General features: G+C 68.5%; 16 protein-coding genes. 8 read left to right on the forward strand and 8 right to left on the reverse strand.

The features are described 5' to 3' along the window. The first annotated feature begins 47 nt into the window (after positions 1-47). The 3 genes from ACFVXE_RS22740 to ACFVXE_RS22750 all read left to right on the forward strand — a co-directional run bounded on the left by ACFVXE_RS22740 (position 48) and on the right by ACFVXE_RS22750 (position 3,071). Positions 48-644, forward strand: coding sequence for a TetR family transcriptional regulator C-terminal domain-containing protein (locus ACFVXE_RS22740; RefSeq protein ID WP_389673533.1), 597 nt, complete (start codon positions 48-50; stop codon positions 642-644). 231 nt (positions 645-875) lie between these two features. Continuing rightward, on the forward strand, positions 876-1,910 hold the full coding sequence (locus ACFVXE_RS22745; RefSeq protein ID WP_389673535.1) for a hypothetical protein: 1,035 nt from the start codon (positions 876-878) through the stop codon (positions 1,908-1,910). Positions 1,911-2,165: 255 nt separating this feature from the next. Next, positions 2,166-3,071: an NAD(P)H-binding protein gene (locus tag ACFVXE_RS22750; RefSeq protein WP_389673537.1), complete on the forward strand. Its 906-nt coding sequence runs from the start codon at positions 2,166-2,168 to the stop codon at positions 3,069-3,071. 145 nt (positions 3,072-3,216) lie between these two features. On the opposite strand, the gene ACFVXE_RS22755 is transcribed toward ACFVXE_RS22750, so the two are convergent. From ACFVXE_RS22755 to ACFVXE_RS22770, 4 genes are read right to left on the reverse strand one after another with little or no spacing between them, the layout of a single operon-like run. Beyond that, positions 3,217-4,245, reverse strand: coding sequence for a LacI family DNA-binding transcriptional regulator (locus tag ACFVXE_RS22755; protein ID WP_389673538.1), 1,029 nt, complete (start codon positions 4,243-4,245; stop codon positions 3,217-3,219). Between the two features lie 49 nt (positions 4,246-4,294). Further along, entirely contained in the window at positions 4,295-5,230 is a 936-nt protein-coding gene (locus ACFVXE_RS22760; protein WP_389673540.1) for an ATP-binding cassette domain-containing protein, read from the reverse strand. Beyond that, positions 5,227-6,225, reverse strand: coding sequence for an ABC transporter permease (locus ACFVXE_RS22765; RefSeq protein WP_389673542.1), 999 nt, complete (start codon positions 6,223-6,225; stop codon positions 5,227-5,229). The genes ACFVXE_RS22760 and ACFVXE_RS22765 overlap by 4 nt, the downstream gene beginning before the upstream one ends. A 6-nt stretch (positions 6,226-6,231) precedes the next feature. Continuing rightward, positions 6,232-7,233, reverse strand: coding sequence for a sugar ABC transporter substrate-binding protein (locus ACFVXE_RS22770; protein WP_389673544.1), 1,002 nt, complete (start codon positions 7,231-7,233; stop codon positions 6,232-6,234). A 271-nt stretch (positions 7,234-7,504) separates the two neighbouring features. On the opposite strand from ACFVXE_RS22770, the gene ACFVXE_RS22775 reads away from it, so the two are divergent. After that, positions 7,505-8,518: a carbohydrate kinase gene (locus ACFVXE_RS22775; protein WP_389673546.1), complete on the forward strand. Its 1,014-nt coding sequence runs from the start codon at positions 7,505-7,507 to the stop codon at positions 8,516-8,518. Between the two features lie 134 nt (positions 8,519-8,652). Further along, positions 8,653-11,067 carry a glycoside hydrolase family 32 protein gene (locus tag ACFVXE_RS22780; protein ID WP_389673547.1) on the forward strand — a complete coding sequence of 805 codons (2,415 nt, stop codon included), beginning with the start codon at positions 8,653-8,655 and terminating at the stop codon, positions 11,065-11,067. 269 nt (positions 11,068-11,336) lie between these two features. On the opposite strand, the gene ACFVXE_RS22785 is transcribed toward ACFVXE_RS22780, so the two are convergent. Further along, positions 11,337-12,005 (reverse strand): methyltransferase domain-containing protein, encoded by a 669-nt coding sequence (locus ACFVXE_RS22785; RefSeq protein WP_389673549.1) that lies wholly within the window; start codon positions 12,003-12,005, stop codon positions 11,337-11,339. Positions 12,006-12,884: 879 nt separating this feature from the next. On the opposite strand from ACFVXE_RS22785, the gene ACFVXE_RS22790 reads away from it, so the two are divergent. Beyond that, positions 12,885-14,045 carry a DUF3103 family protein gene (locus ACFVXE_RS22790; RefSeq protein ID WP_389673551.1) on the forward strand — a complete coding sequence of 387 codons (1,161 nt, stop codon included), beginning with the start codon at positions 12,885-12,887 and terminating at the stop codon, positions 14,043-14,045. Positions 14,046-14,181: 136 nt separating this feature from the next. After that, on the forward strand, positions 14,182-14,307 hold the full coding sequence (locus ACFVXE_RS22795; RefSeq protein ID WP_389673553.1) for a hypothetical protein: 126 nt from the start codon (positions 14,182-14,184) through the stop codon (positions 14,305-14,307). Between the two features lie 35 nt (positions 14,308-14,342). Here ACFVXE_RS22795 and ACFVXE_RS22800 read toward each other — a convergent pair whose 3' ends face one another. Continuing rightward, positions 14,343-14,663 (reverse strand): hypothetical protein, encoded by a 321-nt coding sequence (locus ACFVXE_RS22800; protein WP_389673555.1) that lies wholly within the window; start codon positions 14,661-14,663, stop codon positions 14,343-14,345. A gap of 308 nt (positions 14,664-14,971) precedes the next feature. Here ACFVXE_RS22800 and ACFVXE_RS22805 point away from each other — a divergent pair, with 308 nt between their 5' ends. Continuing rightward, positions 14,972-15,412, forward strand: a complete 441-nt coding sequence (locus tag ACFVXE_RS22805; protein ID WP_389673556.1) for an ATP-binding protein — start codon at positions 14,972-14,974, stop codon at positions 15,410-15,412. Between the two features lie 130 nt (positions 15,413-15,542). Here ACFVXE_RS22805 and ACFVXE_RS22810 read toward each other — a convergent pair whose 3' ends face one another. Together ACFVXE_RS22810 and ACFVXE_RS22815 are read right to left on the reverse strand one after the other, a co-directional pair. Next, positions 15,543-16,322 (reverse strand): hypothetical protein, encoded by a 780-nt coding sequence (locus ACFVXE_RS22810; RefSeq protein WP_389673558.1) that lies wholly within the window; start codon positions 16,320-16,322, stop codon positions 15,543-15,545. A gap of 106 nt (positions 16,323-16,428) precedes the next feature. Beyond that, entirely contained in the window at positions 16,429-20,445 is a 4,017-nt protein-coding gene (locus ACFVXE_RS22815) for a hypothetical protein (protein ID WP_389673559.1), read from the reverse strand. Positions 20,446-20,881 lie beyond the last annotated feature (436 nt).

Here is a 20,881-nt window from a genome sequence, read left to right on the forward strand (position 1 = left end):
TGACCCGGTAGAGGCGACCGACCATATTGTGAAGGGGAGGTGGCGTCATGGCCCGACACAGCATGCGTGAAGAGATCGTCGACGCGGCGGTCGCCCAGTTCCACTCGAAGGGGTACAACGCCGCGGGCGTCAAGGACATCACCGACGCCGCCGGTACGCCCAAGGGGTCGTTCTACAACCATTTCGACAGCAAGGAGTCCCTGGCTCTCGTCGCCCTGAACCGCTACGGTGCGGCCCGGCGGATGCAGGATCTGGCAGCGTCCGATGTCGCCCCCCTGCTGCGTCTGCGTACGCACTTCGAGTTCCTGCGTGACGAAACAGTGAATGCGGGGTACACCCGGGGCTGCCTGATCGGGAACTTCGGGGCCGAGGTCGCCGACCACAGCGAGACGATCCGCGCCGGCGTCCGCGAGTCGCTCGGCCACTGGGCCTCGATGATCGCCGGCACGCTCGCCGAAGCCAAGGAGGCCGGCGCGCTGCGAGCGGACCTCGACACGGAGAAGACGGCACGCTTCCTCCTCAATGCGTGGGAAGGCACACTCATCGCCGCGCGCTCCAGCCGATCCCCCGGCACCTTCGACGACTTCTTCGACACGGCCTTCGGGACATTGCTCACGCCGCCCCCGACGCAGTCTCAGCCATAGCTCCACCGCCGCGCCGGCGACGACCTTCGGGTAGTCGGTCCCCCGTACGTGATACGAGTAGGCGCTCATAAGGGCCCGGGGGCCGCACACCGCCAGGGCCGGTGGCGAACTCCATGAGCCTCGACGGATTTCACCCTGTTGCCATCGAGCAAATAGGAGCATATGCTCTTATTGAGGACCTCCGAATGGTCTTCCCACGCGCCCACGTCCCGCCATCAGAAAGCTCCGTCCATGAAATTCCCCTTCGGATCCGCTTCTGAGCAGACGGCCTCCGCCACGGCCGCGCTCTCCCCCGAGCCCCGCACCGCCGCCCGGCCACCGGTGAAGGCCTGGCTCCAGCCGACTCTGATCGCCTTGGTCGTCGTGGCGGCCTTCATCTCCTGCTACGTCGGTCTGCAGCGCAATCCCCAGCCGCACCAGCTCGCCATCGCCGTCACCGGACCGGATCTGCAGGGCGAGATACAGCAGGCCCTCGGTGACGCCGTTGAGGTCCACCCGGCCGCTGACGCCGAGGCGGCGCACCGCGCACTGGAACGCCACGACGTCGCGGCGGCGCTCAGCACCGACAGTCCGGACCGACTGCACCTGGAGATCGCGGGAGCGGTCGGTACGTCCACCACATCGGCCGTGAGCCACCTCGTCGGCGCCTACGCCCACGGCGCGGGGAAGGCCGTCACCACGGAGGACGTCGTTCCGCTGGCCCCCTTCGACGCACGGGGACTCGCCGGCTTCTACGTCGCATTCGGTGTGACGCTGGCCGGTTTCGTCCTCGGATCGAACGCCCTCGGCCTGGCCGGCGTCCTGCACCTCCGTCACCGATTCCGACTGCTGGCCGGTGCCTCCGTGGCCATCGGCACCGTCGCGGCGATCATCGCCGGACCCATTCTGGGGGCGGTCCCGGCCCCGGTCCTCCCGCTGGTGCTCACCCTCACCCTGCTGGCGGCTGCGGCCGCTTTCACCACCAAACTTCTCGGCACCTACCTGGGTCCGATCGGCGTCCCGGTCGCCACCCTGGTCCTCCTCACCGTCGGCAACGCAACCAGCGGTGCGGCCATCGGCGCCGATCTGCTGCCTTCTGCGGCCCGGGCCGTCTCCGCGCTGCTGCCACCCGGCGCGGCCGTCCGCGCGATCACCGGTCTGAGCTACTTCGACGGCGCGCACGCGGCAGGCCCCGTGATTACCCTCGCCCTGTGGGCCGTCGTCGCTGCCGGCCTGCTCGGACTGCGCCCCCGTCTGACGCGGCGGCGCACCGCGGCTGTCTCCTGACCCCCGGTCCCGGCCGTTCCACCATTGCCACGCCGGACGGCCGGGGCGACCGGATCGGCATCGCGATCCCAGAAATCACAACGGTGCGGCGCCACGGCGGTGGCGCCACGCCGCGAGAGGGCCGCCATCGCATCGGCCGGTGGATGTGCGGCCACGCACCCGACGCCGTCACCCGGCGTCCTGTGACATCGGGGAATTCCCACCATTCGTACGGGTGATCACAACCCACACCAGTTACTCGCAAGGAGACCGACGATGGTTGCCAGCAGCCTTGTTCTCATCGCCAATGCAGGTGGCGTGGGCCGGACGGCCCTGGACCAGTTGCGCGCGCAGGACGTACCGGTGCGCGTGATGGTCCGCCGCGACGACGAGCGTGCGGCCGAGCTGCGTACCCTCGGCGCTGAGGTCGTCGTCGGTGACCTGACCCGGCCGGAGAGTGTCGCGGCCGCGCTGGAGGGTGTCGGGAGGATGTACTTCGCGATGCCTGTATCGCCGGACCATCTGCTGGCGGCAACTGTGGTGGCCAGCGTGGCACGCGAGCAGGGGCAGCTGGACTGCCTGGTCGGCATGTCCCAGATGACGGTGTCACAGATGACTGCCACCAGCACCGCGGAGTCGCAACAGCAACGGCTGCACTGGCTGGCGGAGCAGGTACTGAACTGGTCCGGGTTGCCAGTCGTACACATCCGGCCGACGTCGTTCCTGGACAACCCGCTCTTCACGTCGCTGCCCGCCAGAACGATCAAGGAGAACGGCACGATCGCGCTGCCGTTCGGTAGCGGGCGCACCTCGCCGGTCGCCGTGGACGATGTCGCACGGGTGGTCTCCACGGTGCTCCGCGACCCGGCCCCGCACATCGGCCACGTCTACGAGCTGACCGGGCCCCGCACCGTCGACATGCCCGAGCTGGCGAAGGAGTTCTCACGGGCGTTGGGGCGCCCGGTGTCCTATGTCGATGTGCCGCTGGACCAGTGGCGGACAGAGGTGCTCGCCAAGCTGGGCCTGCCCCCGCACACCGAGCAGCACATCGCCACGATGGCCCGCCTGCACCGCGAGAACCGCTACGACCGCGCGTCCGACGACGTCGAACGTGTGACGGGCGTACCGGCTCGATCGATCGAGGAGTTCGTGGCCGCTCACAAGAACCTTTACCTGGGCTGAGCCGCCCGGACACGGCGTCGGATGCGGGCTCCTCCATGTGTTCTGCACAGCCCGATGCGCACCTCACTTCCTTCCTCCGGACGATGCAGGTACGGGTGGTCGCGGCGCGGAGCCGTGCGGTTCGCCCAGGAGCCGCGCTGCGTGATCACCGGGCGTGACGAGGAGCGGGAAGTTCGCCGGAGCCTCGGGGTACGAGACGGGTCTCGACCATGATGGTGCGGCCCCGGGAACGGTCTCCCTCAAGGCGCTCGATGGCAATGGCACCCGCCAACTCACCCATGGCTACGGGGTTCTGGGCGACGACCGTGAGCCCGGGATCGAGAATGGCGGCCATCGGGACGTCGTCGAAGGCGACGACCGCGACGTCCTTGCGGCCGCTGCGGGAGACCTCGGTCATCACGCCGATCGTCATGACGTTGTTGCCCGACACCAGCGCGGTCGGCGGGTCGGGAAGGGCGAGCAGCCGGGCCGTCGCCTCGGCCGCCCCTTCCGGGTCGTGGGCGTCGGCGACCAACGCCCGGTCGTAAGGCAGTCCCGCTTCGGCGAGCGCCGCGCGGTATCCGGCGATTCGTTCACGGCGGGTGTACAAGCGGGCCGGCAGATCTCCTATGAAGCCGATCCGGCGGTGTCCGCGGGCGATCAGGTGGGCGACGCCCTCCTGCGTGCCGGAGCGGTTGGAACTGACCACGGTGTCGGCAGTGAGGCCGTTGCCGGGCCGGTCCAGGAAGACGACGGGCATCCCGGCTGCCCGGTGCGCCTTGAGGTGGGAGTGGTCGGCGCCCACTGCCGGTGCGACCATCAGGACGCTGACCCGTCGGGCCAGGAACGTACGGATCAGCGTGTGTTCCCGCTCCGGGTCGTCGTCGGAGGAACCCATCAGGAGCGTCAGCCCTCGGCCGCGCACAGCCTCCTCGATGCCTCCTGCGACCGCGCCGAAGAACGGGTTGCCGAGGTCCGGCACCACCAGGCCGACGGTGGTGTCGGGGCCGCCCACCCGGATGCTCCTGGCCATCAGGTTGGGCTGGAAGCCGAGCCTCGCCACGGCGGCCAGAACGCGCTTCCTGGTCTCCGGGGAGCTGGGGCCGTCCTCGTTGAGGACCCGGGAGACCGTTTTGGCACTGACGCCGACCTCACGGGCCACGTCCGCGAGGGTCGGTCTGCGGGGCGATGCCATGAACCACCTTTTTCTGGAGGGTGTCCCCTCGGATGTCGGAGACGGCGGGTCAGCTCCCCCGCACCCCGGCAGCCGAGGCGGCGTCACTGTCCGCCACGACCGTACCCCCGTCCGGTCGCACGCTGAGCGCGCCGGTCATGATGGCCACGACTTCGGCCATGGAGTAGTCCGACGGTTTGATCACGGCCTCGCGTCGCCCGAGCCGGTGGACGTGTACACGGTCGGCGATCTCGAAGACGTGCGGCATGTTGTGACTGATGAGAATCACCGGCACGCCCTTGTCCCGGACCCGGCGGATGAGGTCGAGCACCTGCCCCGACTCCTTCACCCCCAGGGCCGCCGTCGGCTCGTCCATCACCACCACGCTGCGGGCCCAGGCAGCGGCCCGGGCGACGGCCACGGCCTGCCGCTGGCCGCCGGAGAGCGTCTCCACGGGCTGTGACAGCGAGCCGACTCCGACCTTGAGCTCGGCCAGGTGCCCGGCCGCCTGCTGACGCATCGCCTTCTTGTCGAGCATGCGGAGCACCGAGCCGAGCACGCCCGGGCGCCGGATCTCCCGGCCGAGGAACATGTTGGATGCGATGTCCATGGACGCGGCGACGGCGAGGTCCTGGTACACCGTTTCGATGCCGCGTGCCCGTGCGTCCTGCGGTCCGGCGAATTTGATCGGCCTGCCGTGCAGCCGGATCTCCCCGGCATCCGGCACCAGGGCGCCGGTGAGTGCCTTGATCAGGCTCGTCTTGCCCGCGCCGTTGTCACCGATGACGGCCAGTACCTCACCGGGCATGAGATCGAAGTCGGCCTCGTCGATGGCGGTCACGTGCCCGTAGCGCTTGATCAGTCCGCGCGCGCTGAGCACGGGAGTGGGTCCGCCGTCCGGTGCGGGCGGGGTGGCGGACGCGGCCGGCGGCGGGGACTTCGACGCCTGCGGGGCGAAGTCCGTTTCCTGCGCCGCCGGGTGTTGGGGTGAGTCCGGGCCGGTCATCGGGTCCCCTTTCGCGAGAGCTGGTCGACGGTGACCGCGAGGATCACCAGAACGCCGGTGACCAGCGTCTGGTAGACGGACGAGACGCCCATCAGCTGGAGACCGTTGCGGAACACACCGACGATGAGTACGCCGACGAGGGTGCCGAGCACCGTGCCGCGGCCGCCGAACAGGCTCGTGCCGCCGAGCACGACCGCGGTGATGCTGTCGAGGTTGTCGGTCTGACCGGCCTGTGGATCGCCGACGCCGGTGCGTGACACCAGCAGCAGTGCCGCGATCCCGTAGACCAGCCCGGCAACCGTGTAGACGCCGACGGTGAGCCGGGACACGCGGATGCCGCTGAGCCTGGCGCTCTCTGCGCTGTTGCCGAGGGCGTAGACGTGCCTGCCCCAGGCGGTGCTGCTCAGCGCGTAGGCGAAGCCGAGGAAGAGCGCGATGGTGACCAGCGAACCGTAGGTGATGTCGGTCCTGCCGAGCGGAAAGGTCCGGCCCAGCGTGGTGAGCGGTCCGGGCAGGTTGGTGACCGTCTGCTCTGCGGAGTAGATGTGGGTCAGGGCGAAGGCGACGTTGAGCATTCCCAGGGTCACGATGAACGGCGGTAGCGGCACGATTCGCACCAGTATCCCGTTGAGCAGACCGAACCCGGCGCAGGCCAGGATCCCGAGGGCGATGGCGAGCAGCGGCGACAGCGGACTGCTCACGGCCAGCTTGGCGATGAGGATGCCGCCGAAGGCCATGACGGCGCCGCAGGAGAGGTCGATCCCGGCGGTGAGGATGATCAGCGTCTGCCCGATGGCGAGGGTGCCGACCACCATGACCTGCTGCAGGATCAGGGAGAAGTTGCCGCCGGACAGGAATTGGTCGGTGGTGGTGGAGAAGAACACCGATGCGAGGACCAGGGCCGCGAGGGGCCCCGCAGCCGGTGCCGAGAGGAGCCGGCGCAGCGTAGCCGCCGGCTCGTCGGCACGGACGGCGAGCGGAGTGGAAGTGGTCACCGTGGCTCAGCCCCAGCAGTTCTGCAGACCGAATCCGGTGTCCTTGGACTCGGCGCCGGTCTGCGGCTTGTCGGTGATGAGCTGGACGCCGGTGTCGGTGTAGCCGGAGGCTTTCTTGCCGCTCTTGGCGTAGTCGGCGATCGCCTTCACACCGTCGGCTGCCATCTTCAGGGGGTATTGCTGGGAGGTGGCTGCGATCTTGCCGTCCTTGACTGCCTGCACACCGGTGCAGCCGCCGTCGATCGCGACGATGGTGACATCGTTCTCGCGGCCCTTGGCCTTGATGGCGGTGTAGGCGCCGAGCGCGGCCGGTTCGTTGATCGCGTACACCAGATTGATGTCGGGTGCCTTCTGCAGACAGGTCTCCATGGCGGTCTGGCCCTTGGCCTGGTCGCCGCCGGTGTCCTGGGAGCAGACGATCGACGGGTCGGAGGCGCCGATGCCGAAGCCCTTGACGAATCCGTCGTGCCGCTGGACGCCGACCGACACACCGGGGGCGAGGTCCAGCGTGGCGATCTTCACCGGCTTGCCGCCCATCGCGGCCTTGGCGTAGGCGCCGATCAGCTCACCGGCCTTCACGTTGTCGGTGGCGAACAGTGCGTCGACGGCGGTCTGTGGCTCCGGCGGCGTGTCCAGGGCGATGACGAGCACGCCCTTGGCTCGGGCCTTCGCGATGGCGGGAACGATGGCCTTGGAGTCGTTGGGGGTGATCAGCACTCCCTTGACGCCGGCGGCGACCATGTTCTCCAGTGCGGTGACCTGTCCGGCGTTGTCCCCGTCGAACTTTCCCGCAGCGGTGGTCAGTTCGGCGTTCGAGCTCTTGGCCGCCTGCTCGGCGCCCTGCCTCATCTTCACGAAGTACGGGTTCGTGTCGGTCTTGGTGATCAGGCCGACCTTCACCTTGCCCCCGGACGGGGAACCTCCGTCGGAACCGGATCCGCACGCAGCCAGGGAGAGGGCGAGGCCGACGGCACCGATGGCGAGGACCGGGTGGGCTCTACGGGACATGTTGCGACTCCTACGGGAAGCAGTGAGCGTGGGCAGCCGAGAGGTGCCGAGCGGCGCCGGAGAGCGCCGTCGTCCTGGTGTCATCGTTGACACATGTCATCGTTGACACCGCCTGCGGAGGATGATGGACTCCCGGTCCGGCAACGTCAATGCCTTGTGCTGAAAGCCAGTTGGCCGTACGAAGGGCCGATCCCCGATGCCGCGCCCCTCCGGCCCGCCTGGCCGATGCGGCCGAAGCCCGATCCCGTGTCTCACCTGGAGGGTCCACCACATGCAGCCACCGCGTCAGGTCACCGTGCTGGGAGAGTGTGTCGCCGATGCCTTCGCCGGCCCCGGGTCCGCGCTCCCGCACACCGGCACGCAGGGCTCCTCACCGAATCAGCAGGGGATGGTCCTGCACGTCCTGCCGGGCGGTGGTCCCGCCAACACCGCTGTGGGTCTGGCCCGTCTCGGCACGCCGACGCGGTTGATGGCACGGTTGTCCGGCGATGTCTTCGGTCGCCTGTTCCGCGCCCATCTGCTGGAGTCGGGAGTCGATCTGTCGGATGCGGCGACCGCTGCCGAGCCGAGCACGCTCGCGGTCGCCGATGTCGACGCAGGCGGCCAGGCCTCGTACTCGTTCCACGCCGAGGGCACCGCGGACTGGCAGTGGACGCGCACGGAGCTGGCCGCCGGCGATCTGCGCAACTCGGCTTGCGTGCACTCCGGTTCGCTCGCGCTGGTCCGCGAACCGGGCGGCTCACTGGTGGAGGAGCTGCTGACCGGGGCACGGCGGCACTCCACGGTCAGCGTCGATCCCAACATCAGGCCGGCACTGGTCGACCCGGAGGTCTACCGCGCCCGACTCCCCGGCTGGTGCGCAGTGGCGGACATCCTGCGGCTGAGCCGGGACGACCTCGACGCGGTGGCCCCGGACCTCACGATCGAAGCGGCCTGCGACAGCTTCCACGCGGCTGGCGCTCGCCTGGTCGTGGTCACCCTCGGCGCGCACGGGGCGCTCGCCTCGCTCGACGGCCGGCGGATTTCCGTATCCGGTGTGCACACCCGCGTGGTCGACACGGTCGGCGCCGGAGATGCTTTCACCGCGGGGCTTCTGCACCACCTCGGCGGACGCGGCCTGCTGGGCGGCCGGCTCGAACGGCTGACGCCGGCCGAGGTCTCGGCGGCCTGTGCGTATGCGGTCCGCGTGGCGGCACTGACCTGCGCTGTCGCCGGCCCCAACCCGCCGTGGGCACACCAGATGGATCCGGAGCACAGCGGCGCGAGTGCCCAGGGACTGTCATGACGGTCCTGGACCGATCCTGTGCGGAGCGTTGACGGGCTCCCGACGGGGGCCCATCATCTGTCATCGATCGGATGTCATCGATGACATATGTCAACGATGACACTCATTCACCTAAGTGCAGAGAGTGGGTTCACATGCGCCGAAGAGTCGGGGCGCTGTTCGTCGCCCTGATCGCGGGCCTGGCCGCGTTGCTCCCGAGCACCCCAGCGGTCGCCGGGACCATCGGGGACTATCCCGAGTTCCCGTACCCGTCGACCACGTACAGCGAGCCGTTCCGCGGCCAGTTCCACTTCAGCTCGCAATCGGGCTGGATGAACGACCCGAACGGCCTGGTGTACGCAAACGGGGTCTACCACTTCTTCTACCAGCACAACCCGCACGGCCTGGCCTGGGACACCATGCACTGGGGCCACGCCACCAGCCCCGACCTGGTGCACTGGACCCAGAAGCCGATTGCGCTGGAGCCCGACGTGCACCCCGGCACGCTCTTCTCCGGAGGTGGCGTCGTCGACAAGGACAACACCTCGGGGCTGAAGACCGGAGCCCTCGATCCCCTCGTGGTGTTCTCCAACACCGACGGCGTCAGCGTGTTCTACAGCAATGACAACGGCCAGACCTTCCAGGCGTACGACAAGGGCCGCAAGCAGATCCAGATCCCGGACTCGAGCCGCGACCCCAAGGTCTTCTGGGACGCGGCACGCCACCGCTGGACCATGGTCGTCTGGTCCGATCAGGGCGGCAACGGTGTGAACATCTACACTTCACCGAACCTGCTGGACTGGACCTTCGCGAGCCGCTTCAAGGCCCCCTGGCTCTTCGAGTGCCCCGACATGTACCCACTGGCTCTCGACGGCAAGGCCGGCCAGCAGCAGTGGGTCCTGACCTCCGCCTCAAGCCAGTATGTCGTCGGGTCCTTCGACGGCACGACGTTCAGCACCGACTGGACCGGCCCGCAGCAGATGGACCTGGGCACGACGTACGCGGGTGGCACCTTCTACGCCGCGCAGACGTTCACGAACACACCGGACGGTCGCACGGTGCAGATGGCCTGGCAGGGCGGCAACCGCGGCAGTACCTGGACCGGCAACGCGACGTTCCCGGTGACGCTCGCCCTGGTCAGCACAGCGGACGGGCCACGGATCACCCGTACGCCGGTCGCCGAGCTCGCCTCGCTGGCGTCGGAGACCAAGAGCTGGAAGAACGAGACCGTCAACGCAGGCAGGGCCGGTAATCTCTTCGGCGACATCAAGGCCGACACCTACGAGATCACCGCACAGTTCGACGTGAAGGGAGCGAGCGCGGCGCAGTTCGGCTTCGACCTGCACGCCCGGTCCGACGGCACCGCCGATCGCAGCGTGGTCTATGACACCAAGGCGCAGACCCTCCAGGGCAAGCCGCTCAAGCCGACGAACGGCAAGATCACGATGCGGCTCCTGGTGGACCGGGGCCAGTTGGAGACATTCGCCGACGGCGGACGGTACTCCCTGTCCGACAACGCCGACTTCGACTCCGCGGCCGACAGCCAGGGCATCCGGCTCTTCGCCGTCGGCGGCAAAGCGAAGCTGGACAGCGCGACCTTCGCCCGCCTCAACACCAGCTGGGGTACGTCCCAGTCCACTCTTCTCAGCAACCTGAAGGGGCCCTGGCACGCGGCCGGCGGCGCCTGGAGCGACGTGAGCGCGGGCAAGCGCGCCTCCACCAGCGGCGACGGCTTCTACATGAGCGCGGGCAGCAGCGGCGACGCCGTCTACCAGGGTGACATCACGCTGGACACGGCACACGCCGGTGGCCTGACGTTCCGCGCGAACGCCGCGGGCGCCGGCTACACGGCTACTCTCGACACCAGCGGCGTGGTCAAGCTCTGGCGCCCCGGCAAGGACATCGCCGTCCACTCGACACCGATCACCGCCGGCCGCACCTACCATCTGAAGGTGCAGACGGCCGGCTCCCGCATCCGGGTCTGGCTCGACAACGGCGCCGACCCCGTCATCGACGCCACCGACACCACGTACACGAGCGGCCTGTTCGGCGCGAATGTGTACAACGGCGCGGCAACGGTGCAGAACCTGAACACCGGTACAGCCGGCTTCTCCGCGTTCCCCACCGGAAGGTGGACACCGCGCGGCGGCAACTGGACGGTCACCCCCGCCGGGCTGAGAGGGGACTCCGCACAGGACGGCTTCTACCTCAGCGACCGCGCAGGCACCGACTTCACCTACGAAGGCGACCTGTCCGTCACCAACGGCGCCGCCACCGGCCTGACCTTCCGGGCCGGCGCCGACGGGGCCGGCTACACGGCCAACATCGACACCGACGGCGTGGTCAAGCTCTGGCGCCCCGGAAAGGACATCGGCACGTATTCCACTCCGATCGTCGAAGGCCGCACCTACCACCTGAAGGTGCGAACGGACGGCTCCCGCATCCGCGTCTGGCTCACGGGACGTACCGACCCCGTCATCGACGCGACCGACGACACCTATACCAGTGGCCTGTTCGGCGTGAACAGCTTCGCGGCGAACACCATCGCGCAGAACGTGACCGTCAGTTGACCGGTCGGGGCCTTCCCGTGACCCGCGCCCGCGCCGGGCCGCCGGGAGGGCTCCGCTCCGGAGAGCCGGGGGTCGTGACCGGTGGGCTCGCATCTCCAGCTATCGCCGGTTCTCCGCGAGAACGAGCGAACCGGTGACAGTGCGTGGTCGTAGTTCAGTAGGCTCGCGACGCCTGTGGATGGTCGAGGCAGCACCTTCGACCGGCGTCGCGACCATCCGGAGGAACCTTGCCCGACACGGGACCCCGTGCTGCTTCCGACTCCTGATTCTCAGCCGGGTCGCTTGGCCATGACGACCAGACCCGGCCCGCTCTGCTCATCCGCAGGGAGCCGAAGTTCGGCGACCGGGCTCAGTCCGGCCTGCTCGATCAGGTCCACGAGTTGTTCCGGCCGCCATTTGTGTGTCGTCCAACGAACGGGTACGCCTCCGTATGCCTCGGTGCGCACCGCGTCTTCGTCGCCGACGTGTGTCGCGGTGAGGAAGTGTCCGCCGGGCTTCAGGGCGCGCGCGAACAGGGCGAGGACCTGGGGAAGGACGTAACGGGGGAGGTTGAACAGTGACCACCACCCGAGCACGCCGCCGAGGGACGCTTCACCGAGGTCGAGGTCGGTGGCAGAAGCGACGCTGAAGCGGCACTGCGGATGAAGACGGCGCGCGTTCTCGATCATGCGAGGGGAGAGATCGACCCCGGTCACGTCGAGTCCGCGTTCGGCAAGGTAGGCGGTCACCGTTCCAGGTCCGCAACCGACGTCGAGGACGGGCCCTATCTCGCTCACGGTGTCGGCGAAGGCGTCGATCGACGCCTTGAGCCATGGATGTCTACGGATGTCGCCGAATCCTGTCGTCACCACCATGTGGGCGTAGTTGTCGGCCACGCGGTCATAGGACTCACGGACCACGTCGAGATCGGCTGGGCGGTCAACAGGGTGGGCGTGCATCAGCCGATGATAGAACTGCGCGACGGCCCACCGGAGCCCGTCGGGCCTTCGCCGTACTGGTGGTGTGGCTACAACTCACTTGCGTGCACGCGGCGTTCCGGAACCCGCCACCTCCTCCAACGGGGACGCCGTCAGGGTCGTCAGCCCTCGGTTCAAGGCCCCACTCCTCGCGAAGAGGCGGCCGCATGCCCCACAACCTGGCCAGAGGCGGCTCCGTCGAGACGACGAGGGCGGGACGATTTCGATCGCACACTGCCACCTGAGCGTCAGGGTTCGGCGTTCGCCTGTATCGATGGGCCCGCAACGAGTTCTGTCTCGACTGAGTGGCCGCGAACGTGGCACCTTCGCAAGTCGACCGGTGCAGTTCGCCCTCACGGGGGGTCGCCGTGCCGCGGCGCGCGAACGGCCCTGATCCGGAACCACCCGTCGGCGTCCACGAGCAGGGACCGGTACGGCGTGGGCGCCGGCCGAATTACAGCTGCGGGTGATCCGGACACTGCTGTGCACCGTGCCGCCGTTCCCGAGCCCGCCGACGCCCGGCGCGCCCTGTGGCCGCCGAGGAGGTCCGGCGCGCCGCAGCCGACCGAAGTCGACCGCCGCGTCGAACAGGGCCCTTCGGGTCCTCGCCTGTCGTCCGGGCCGGCACCCCCGAACCCTACTTGCCTAAAGCGGGACTGATGAAGTGTCAGCTCCGTGTACCGGTCGGGTCGACAGATCCGGTTGGCCCTCTTGCGCTGAGCACTCGACATGAACATGCTAGCCCTCGCGAGTTCTACCCGCATAGACCTGCTGATGGCAACTCGAAATCATCCTGAACGTTCACCCCCCTTGTCGGCGCCCCGCCACCACACGGGGCGCCGCACGCTCACAGGAGGAACCTTGAACAGACGTATGACGCGACGCAACGCCTTGGCGCTCACCCTGTGCGCCACGACGGTCGTCGCGCTGTCGGGCGTCGCCACGCCCGCGGCGGGCGCAGCGGCACGGTCGGAGACCCCGACGGCCGCTCCGTCGTCGACGGTGACCCGTATCGAGGACAGGACAGCCAAGGCGGTGGCCGCATCGCTGGCGAACGCCGGGTGGCGGGAGGAACTGCGTTCGGCGGTACTGAAGTCGGACGAGATCGATCTACGCGCGGTGACCGCGCGCGCGGCGAACACGGCCGGCCGGCGCCTGACGGGCGCGGTGGCCGACGCCGACCGGCGGATCGTGGCGGTGAAGGGGCTGGACAGCAGCGTGGGTTCACTGCTGCGGCTTCGGCTGGGTACCGACGCGATGAGGAAGGAATTGACGCCAGGTGCGAGCCCGTTGGTGGCGGTGGCGACGCAGGATGACAACGCGGCGACGGTGACAGCGTACGACAGCAGGGGCCGGGCGCACACCCTGGACGCGACCGAGGCTCCGCGGCGGGCGGTGTACGTGATCGACCTGGACGTGTCCAAGGCGGTGGCAGCGGGGCTGGACCTGCTGAACAAGGAGCTGACGAAGGACGGACTGACCGCACCGGAGGCCGACCGGCGGACGGGGGCGCGCGCGACGGCGGCAGCGGGCGGATTCTGGACGACCAAGATCGACGCGGTATCCCTCAACGACGACGAGGAGCCGTGGACTTCAGGTGATGCGGAGATCTTCTCGCTGGTGAGCGGCTTCGGGCTGGACGGCAAGGTCCGGGTGGACTCGGTCGACATGCCCTATCTGGACACCGACCATCACACGTACTACCCGAATCAGATCCTGGTGAACTGGTCGAACTACAAGTACAACCTGGCCGACGTGGTGATGATGGAGGACGACGGTGACACGAACTACGCCGCCCTCACCAAGGCCATCGCGGACGCGCTGCTGACGATCACCGATCAGGGCGCGTACGTACCCCTGGTGAACGCGATCCTGGATGCCATCCCGGCGTCCTGGTACACCAACGATCCCGACTACGTGGACTCCTGGTACACACTCGCGGTCAACTCCACCGGCACCATCAACGGAGCCCGGGGCAACGGCTGGATGCAGGTCTCCAAGTACTGGGTCCAGGAACTCTGAACCTGCCGTACGAGCCTTCCGCGCCTCCTGGGTCCTTCTTCCCGGACCGAGCCCGGAATGATCCGGACGAGAGACCACAGCCGGGGCCCGAGCTACCCTCCGCTCGGGCCCCGGTCCGGCTCGGGAACGAGGAAGGATGGCCGCCCGAACCGTGGGCCTGAACATCACCGGAGCGCGCCCTCCCGTGTTCGGCACCACGCTCGTCGACATCACCCTCACCGATCGGTCGTCACCGGCGGCCCGCCCGGTCGGGGTGCAGTGATGTCGTGGCGCGCGCATGGAGCGCAGGCGGACGGGTCAGAATTCCCGGTCGATCCCCGTGACGGCCGCCGGCCCCAACGGTGCGTCGTCCATGGACAGGCCGCTGCTCCGGAGTGCGGCGGACACCAGGCGGGCGGCGTCGCTCTCGGCGGAGGCCCGGTCGGAGGCCTCGACCTGCAGCCTGACGGAGAACGCGTTGCCGTCGTCCTGGATCGTCAGGAGGTTCAGGTCTTCCGTCTCGCCGAGATCTGTGTTCTGCGGATCCTGCGGGCGCAGCCTCCGCTCCACCTCGGAGCGCGCCGCGTCGGTGATGCCGTGGACGAAGGTGCCCGGCACGGTGATGACGTAGGTGGTCACAGAAACTCCTCGCATGACGGTTCCAAAGGTGCTGGTACTTCGCGTCTCCCCAGTTCCGAGGATTACACCTGTGTCTGCGAACGGTGGACATCGTGGCGGGCATGTTGACGGGAAGCTGCCTTCCGTGCGGCCGGACCCGAGCCGCTGCCTGTGCCCGGCCAAGGCGCCCCGGTACGTGCGCGTCGCCGCCATGCCTCGTTGGCCCTGATCCCGGGGCGGTGCGAAAAAAGAGCCCCGCAATGCGAGTAGGGCCGTAACCCGTACGGGTGGGGGTAGGCGAGTAGTGGGAGCCGAGCGAGGGAGTTCCGATGACGAGAGAGACATCGATGCGCGCGGTGGGATGGGCACAGTCGTTTCCCATATCGCGCGGGGTACGGGCCGGCCGCCGCTGGACACGCGAGCACCTGGAGTCCCTGGGCTGGACGAAGGACGCGCCGGAGACCGTGGACGCGGTACTGCTCAGCGTCTCGGAGCTGGTCACCAACGCGCACATACACGCACACAGCGAAGCGCAGTTGGTGCTGACGTGGGACAGCCGCTGCCTGCATGTCAGCGTCCACGACTCCGACCCGATGCCGCCCGCCCAGCGGTCCGAGGACGTCACGACGACGGGCGGACGCGGACTGGCCATCGTCGACGCGCTCGCAGACAGCTGGAACACCCGTCCGCAGCGGTCGGGCAAGACCGTCACCGCCTGCTTCGTGCCGCCCGGTGCCCCGGCGCCGCGTCACGGCGAGACCATCGGCTGACGCCCGGGCGGGAGTGACTCCCCAGGGGCAGGATCGGAACTGCCATGCCGGGTGCCGGGTGGCCGGCCGCCGTCCCCTGCGCGCACCGGGCAGGGCAGCATGCCGGCCGGCGCCATCCGCGGCCGCGGGTCTATCGCCACGTCTGTGTGGTTCGCCCGTCCTTTGCCACGCGGTAGTAATCGGCCACCGACATCTGCAGTCTGAAGACCATCCCGTACCGCTTGCGAAGGTCCGCGACCGTCGTCGATGCCGGCTCGCTCAAGCACCGCTTGACGGGCGGATCACTCTCGGCACACGGCTCCGGCTCCTCGATCAGTCTCTTCCGGCTGCTGCGCACGGTGTCCCACGACAGGGTCTGCGACGGGTCGAAGACCTGGCCCGGTTCCGGCGCGTCCGGGCCTGTCGGGTTGGGGCCGTGACCTCGGTAGTAGGCGACGAGCCGCTTGCGGTAGTCGTTGTGGTCGAAGGGGATCGTGTTCGCGGTGGCTCCGGAGGCGTCGTGGTCTCCGGCGGTGAAGACATCGTCCAGCACGTCGCCGATGCGGTGCGGGGCGGCGCCGTAGTAGGCGGTGACGCGCATGGCACAGCGGATCTTGTACTGGTCGTCGCCGGTCTGGAAGAACAACTCTTTCGCCGTTCCCCCGACACACAGGTCATTCACCGTGACCAGGCCCAGGGAGAGAGGCGTGCGCTCGTCGTAGGCGCGCACGATCTTCCTGAGATGCTCCTCAGCAGCCTTCCGGGACTGTTGCGCCTGGCTGCTGCCCGCGAGCTTGCGCACCTCTTTCGGGCTCGTGGCGCGACTGTCGGAAGAACAGGCGGAAAGGGCGAGGAGAAGAAGGAGACCGAGGGCACCCCTGGCTCCGTCCCGCACGGCACGTGCGGTGATCAGTGTCCGCTTCGCAGTCATGTGGCCATTGTTTCAATGTAGTTGGCAACGGATATCCGTACGCGTACTCGGACGAGTCCGGGGGCACCCGAGGTGGCGCACCCCCGGACTCGAAGAACGCCTGTACCTACAGACCCATACCCGCCATGGTGCGTTCCAGGGAGTTCGCGTACAGGCGCGCACCCCCGATCTTCGGGTGGAACGACTGGGCCGACAGGCCGTAGTTCTTGATGATCGGCCAGTCCTTGACCGGGTTGTCGGATTCGGTGAGGGTCTTCACGATGCCGTGGACCTGCTCCGGGTCCCCGCATACCGCTTGGCCCGCGAAGTCACTCTGCGGGTTGGAGAACCACACCTGTGCGCCCTCTTGCTCCGCATCGTCCGCCGCTCCCTGCATTGCGGCAGCGAGGATGCCGGCGGTGTCGTTGAGCCAGGCCGCGGAGGCTTCGGACAGACCGATGGTGGGCAGGCCGATGATGTTGATGTTGAGGCAGGAGCCCTTGTTGGAGATCAGCGGCGGGTAGCCCATCAGCGCGATTTTCGCCTTGGGGGCGAGTGCATGGATCCGCAGCAGTGTCTCGGTGATGTCCGGGCGGACGATCTCGTTGATGATGCCCGACACGGCCGTCTCCAGTGACTGGCCGACGAATTTCTGGTCCCGCCCGCCCACTGACGCGTCCGGACTGTCGAATGTCTTGTCCTTGCAGTTGCCGTCGCCGAACGAGACGAGACACTTCTGGACGATGTCGGAGAAGCGGGCGTCGTTGCCGCCGATGGAGATCGTGACCAACGTCGTGTTCTGGTCCAGGTAACCCTGTTCGATCTGCGGCAGCTCACCGCCGTTTTCCTGCACGTCGCTCAGGACGTTGTACGTACGGGCGCCGGAGCAGGCGATGAGGTGGTAGTCCATGTTCGGATCGGATCCGTCGTCGAGGTCGCCGACGGACGCAGACCGTCCGGGAACCGTCGCCTGCCTGGACCAGGCGTACCGGGAGCGGTGGCAGGCGTCTCGGGTCTTGTCGTTGTTCACGTTGCGATAGTTGGTTTCGGGGTAGTAGTCCCGATCTCCTTCCGACGCACCCTCACCGGAGGAGTAGGAGTCGCCCATGGCGACCACCATGTCCTTCGGCTTGCCGGGAAGCGGCTGGAAGGCGACGGCTCCCCAGGCGATGTCCTCATCGGCTGTGCCGTCCGCGGTGGCGTTGGACAGCTTCACCTTGGGCGTGCCGGTGAAGTGGAAGACGCCGAGGCTGACCCAGCGGCCGGCGCGTTGCTCGACGGCACGGGTGTCGCTGTCGCTGTCGGTGTTGAGGACGGTGTACTTCGCCTGCCGGGTCTGCGCTCCCGTGTCGGGGAGATGGACGGAGACGCGTGCCCATCCGAGGGTTTCGGGGTCGGTCCAGGTGCCGTCGACGGTCATGCTCCCGCTGTCACCGCCGAGATGCCCCGTGTCGCGGGTGTGGGCGTACCAGAAATGACCGCCGTATCCGCCGCCGATCTGGTGCAGGTCCTCCTTCGCCTCGTAGTAGCCGTCGCTGTCCGGATAGAAGGTGAACTGGAAGCTGCCGGAAGAGGTCACCTGTCCGCAATCGCCCCAGGATTCGGTGGTGTTGGGGACGGAGGCGACGACGTGGGAGCCGGGTGGGGCGCCGGAACAGACGGGTTGGCCGCTCTGCAGGCGATAGCCGCGGCCCGGCTCGGACACCAGGGTCGCGTACTTGATGTGCTCGTGCCCGCAACTGGAGTCGCAGTCCGATTTCCACGTCGCGTTCGGCTGGTTCCACCAGTACTGCTCGTAGCACTTCGCGTCCGGGCAGTCCGGCGGGTTGCTCGAATCGCAGTTGTTGAGGCTGTTGCAGAAGGTGCTCAACGGCGGCGAGACCGCGCTGCGCTGCGCGGTGGTGGTCCACCACGCGGGGTAGAAACCGGCTGTGGCGTAACCGTCGTCCCCCGGCCAGTCCTGACGGCCCGATGTGGCGTAGGAGAAGCCGGTGTCGATGGACCAGGCGGACCAGCCCATCACCTTCTCCTCATATGGCCAGTCCTGCGGATGCGCCGCGTCCTTGTTCGCGTCCGGCCCGTCCACGTCGGTGTCCATGAACGGGTGGCCCCACCCCTTCGCATACACCGGGTTGACCGGGTTGTTGTACCAGCCCAGGCCCCAGTGCCCGTCGTTGGCGGGGGCGTCGGATACGGGGTTGAAGCCGAGGTTGTAGTTCCAGACTGCGGTGAACCAGTTCTCCACACGGGAGGGGTCGTCGTTGTTCACCGTGACTGTCTGCCCTGCCTCGTGGACCTCGTTCCACTTGTCCGCGAGGATCTGGACGGAGGCGGCGATGTTCGTGGCGTAGTCGACGGCCACCGCCTTCTGCCTGTCCGGGGACAGGTTCGGGATGATGTTCCCGTATGCGTCCTTCTTCTCGTAGCCGTCACGGCGCATTCCATCGGTGATCTGCCCGACGCCGTACCCGCAGTCGGACTCGTCCCAGTGGATCTTCCAGTAGGCGTTCGGGTCGCCCTCGACCGTCTCACGGCCGTAGTAGCCGTCCATGGCGGCGAGCGGGCTGCCCATCTGCCCTGGAATCGAGCCCTGTTCGGCCTGCCACAGGTTGGATTCCTGGGCGAGGATGCCGAGCAGGACGTTGGCCGGAACCTGGCCGCCACCGGTCAGGATCGGCGCCGGGAACAGACCCTGTGGGTCGATCGTGCCGATACCCGTCTGATTGCGGTAGCCGCCCTGCCTGATCCAGTTGGAGCGAAGCTGACCGCGCACGGCCATGTCGACCGCCCACTCCACCTGGTTCGGTGTGGGCTGCAGCGCCTGCGCGTTCACGTCGTTGCGGGAGATCGCGCAATGGCGGTCCGGGTCGGTGGGGTCGTGGGAGACGGTCCCGACGGCGGACGCGGCACGGGAGTGCGCACCCGTGGTGGCGAGGGCAGGGGAAGGCCGCGCGGCAGAGGCGCTCGTCGCTCCTCCGGCAACGCCCTGGGTGATGGCGGCGCCGGTAGTGGTGGCGGTGGAGGTGACCGTCAACCGGTCCTCCTCCGCGCCCTTGACCGCAGTCGCCTCCGGCTCCGCCGCGCTCTTCTTCGTGAACCCGCGTCCGGCGCCCGAGATCCGCTCCAGACCGGCTCTGACGCCCGAGGTGAGTACGGGGTCGACGGCGAGCCGGCCGTGGGAGGAGATGTCGGCGGTGGCCGGGGCATCGAGTTGCGTGATCCCGGTCCCCTCCACACTCGCCTTCTTCGCGGGGTGCCCGGTGAGGAAGATACGGGAAGCGCCCTGGGCGAGAGCGAGGTCCCCGAGCGGACCGGTGGCCACCGTGGCCGGTCTGCCCTTGCCCTTCCACAGCTTGGCGTGCGCCGTCTTCTCTCCCTCGCGCTCCATGAACGCGACGCTGCCACCCTGACCCGGGCGGATGTCGAACGGGACACCCCCGGCCTCCGTCAGGGTCTTCACCTTGCCGGAGCCGTCCAGGTGGACGAGGCGGTTCCCACGCGCGGCCACGGTGCCGTCGGACACAGGTACGGCCGACGTCACCTCCCCGCCCGTCGTCACATCAGCCGTCCTGTGTCCGGAGACGTCGACGGTCACCACCCGTGTGCTCATGCCCTTGACGTCGTTCATGCCCCGGAAGGCGGTGAAGGCGGCGGTGCGGGTGGCAGGGTTGCAGGTGGGGTCGAAGTAGGCGAGCGAGGCCGTGAACGGCAGCTTCGTCACCGCGCCGGTCCTGACGTCGACGACGGCGGTGAAGGCACCGCCCTGCATCAGGTCCGGCTTGTTCGTGAAGCTCCTCGGCGCATAGGCGACAGCGACATGGGAACGGTCCATGACGCAGGTGTTGCCGATCCACGAATCCGCCGACATCCCTGGTTCGGCCAAGGTGGCGACGGTCTTCCACTCGTACGCCTTCGCGCTGTCCGCTACCAGGACGTGCAGGCCGTCGCTGTCGGCCGCCGAGATGACGGCTCGGTCCTGGGATGTCTTCCAGCCCTTCCCCAGCTTCTTGTCCGGGGTGGGGACCCGGCCGGGAGACTGCGGCGCGGCCCGGTCGCTTCCGGGGGTCGGCTCCGGGGCGGCGGCGGCCGGCGCGGCCTGGAGCAGTCCGCCGGCGAGTGCGGCGCAGACGGCCGCCGCAGCCAAGGGCGCGTACGTTCTCTTTCTTGATCTGTGCTTCATGGGTCTCAAGTGAGTGTCTTCCTCGAGTCCTTCGACGGATGTCCCGGTGTGCCCGGTCGGCACACGGAACCGCTTCTCCGGGCATGCCGGAGCGCCTCCCGGGGGAACGGGAGATGTCATGGGGCCGATGACGAGCCCGGTGCCGGACGGGTCATCGCTCCGCGGCGAGCACACAGGGGCCGACCACGACGGTCGGCCGGAGATGCCGGGCGGCTGTCTGCTTGCCGGCCTCGGCCGGCGTTCGTCGTCGGGTTGGACAGCAGTCCTGGTCCGCCGGATCGCGGACCACACGTGGACCCGCGTCCGGGTCGGCTCAGCTTCGTCCCGAGGTGAAGGGATTCCTGTCGGCTCGCCCGTTGTACGAGCTCAGCGGGGTGACTTCGGCGCGGGCAGCCGGGGG

This window comes from Streptomyces sp. NPDC058231 (assembly GCF_042882275.1).
Classification (GTDB): domain Bacteria; phylum Actinomycetota; class Actinomycetes; order Streptomycetales; family Streptomycetaceae; genus Streptomyces.

What these genes read in the sequence shown, in the direction of transcription:
- ACFVXE_RS22785 (WP_389673549.1), bottom strand. Translation starts at nt 12,005, where the DNA reads ATGCACGCCCACCCTGTTGACCGCCCAGCCGATCTCGACGTGGTCCGT.
- ACFVXE_RS22795 (WP_389673553.1), top strand. Translation starts at nt 14,182, where the DNA reads ATGGCCGCCCGAACCGTGGGCCTGAACATCACCGGAGCGCGCCCTCCC.
- ACFVXE_RS22775 (WP_389673546.1), top strand. Translation starts at nt 7,505, where the DNA reads ATGCAGCCACCGCGTCAGGTCACCGTGCTGGGAGAGTGTGTCGCCGAT.
- ACFVXE_RS22750 (WP_389673537.1), top strand. Translation starts at nt 2,166, where the DNA reads ATGGTTGCCAGCAGCCTTGTTCTCATCGCCAATGCAGGTGGCGTGGGC.
- ACFVXE_RS22805 (WP_389673556.1), top strand. Translation starts at nt 14,972, where the DNA reads ATGACGAGAGAGACATCGATGCGCGCGGTGGGATGGGCACAGTCGTTT.
- ACFVXE_RS22755 (WP_389673538.1), bottom strand. Translation starts at nt 4,245, where the DNA reads ATGGCATCGCCCCGCAGACCGACCCTCGCGGACGTGGCCCGTGAGGTC.
- ACFVXE_RS22745 (WP_389673535.1), top strand. Translation starts at nt 876, where the DNA reads ATGAAATTCCCCTTCGGATCCGCTTCTGAGCAGACGGCCTCCGCCACG.
- ACFVXE_RS22770 (WP_389673544.1), bottom strand. Translation starts at nt 7,233, where the DNA reads ATGTCCCGTAGAGCCCACCCGGTCCTCGCCATCGGTGCCGTCGGCCTC.
- ACFVXE_RS22760 (WP_389673540.1), bottom strand. Translation starts at nt 5,230, where the DNA reads ATGACCGGCCCGGACTCACCCCAACACCCGGCGGCGCAGGAAACGGAC.
- ACFVXE_RS22740 (WP_389673533.1), top strand. Translation starts at nt 48, where the DNA reads ATGGCCCGACACAGCATGCGTGAAGAGATCGTCGACGCGGCGGTCGCC.
- ACFVXE_RS22780 (WP_389673547.1), top strand. Translation starts at nt 8,653, where the DNA reads ATGCGCCGAAGAGTCGGGGCGCTGTTCGTCGCCCTGATCGCGGGCCTG.
- ACFVXE_RS22810 (WP_389673558.1), bottom strand. Translation starts at nt 16,322, where the DNA reads ATGACTGCGAAGCGGACACTGATCACCGCACGTGCCGTGCGGGACGGA.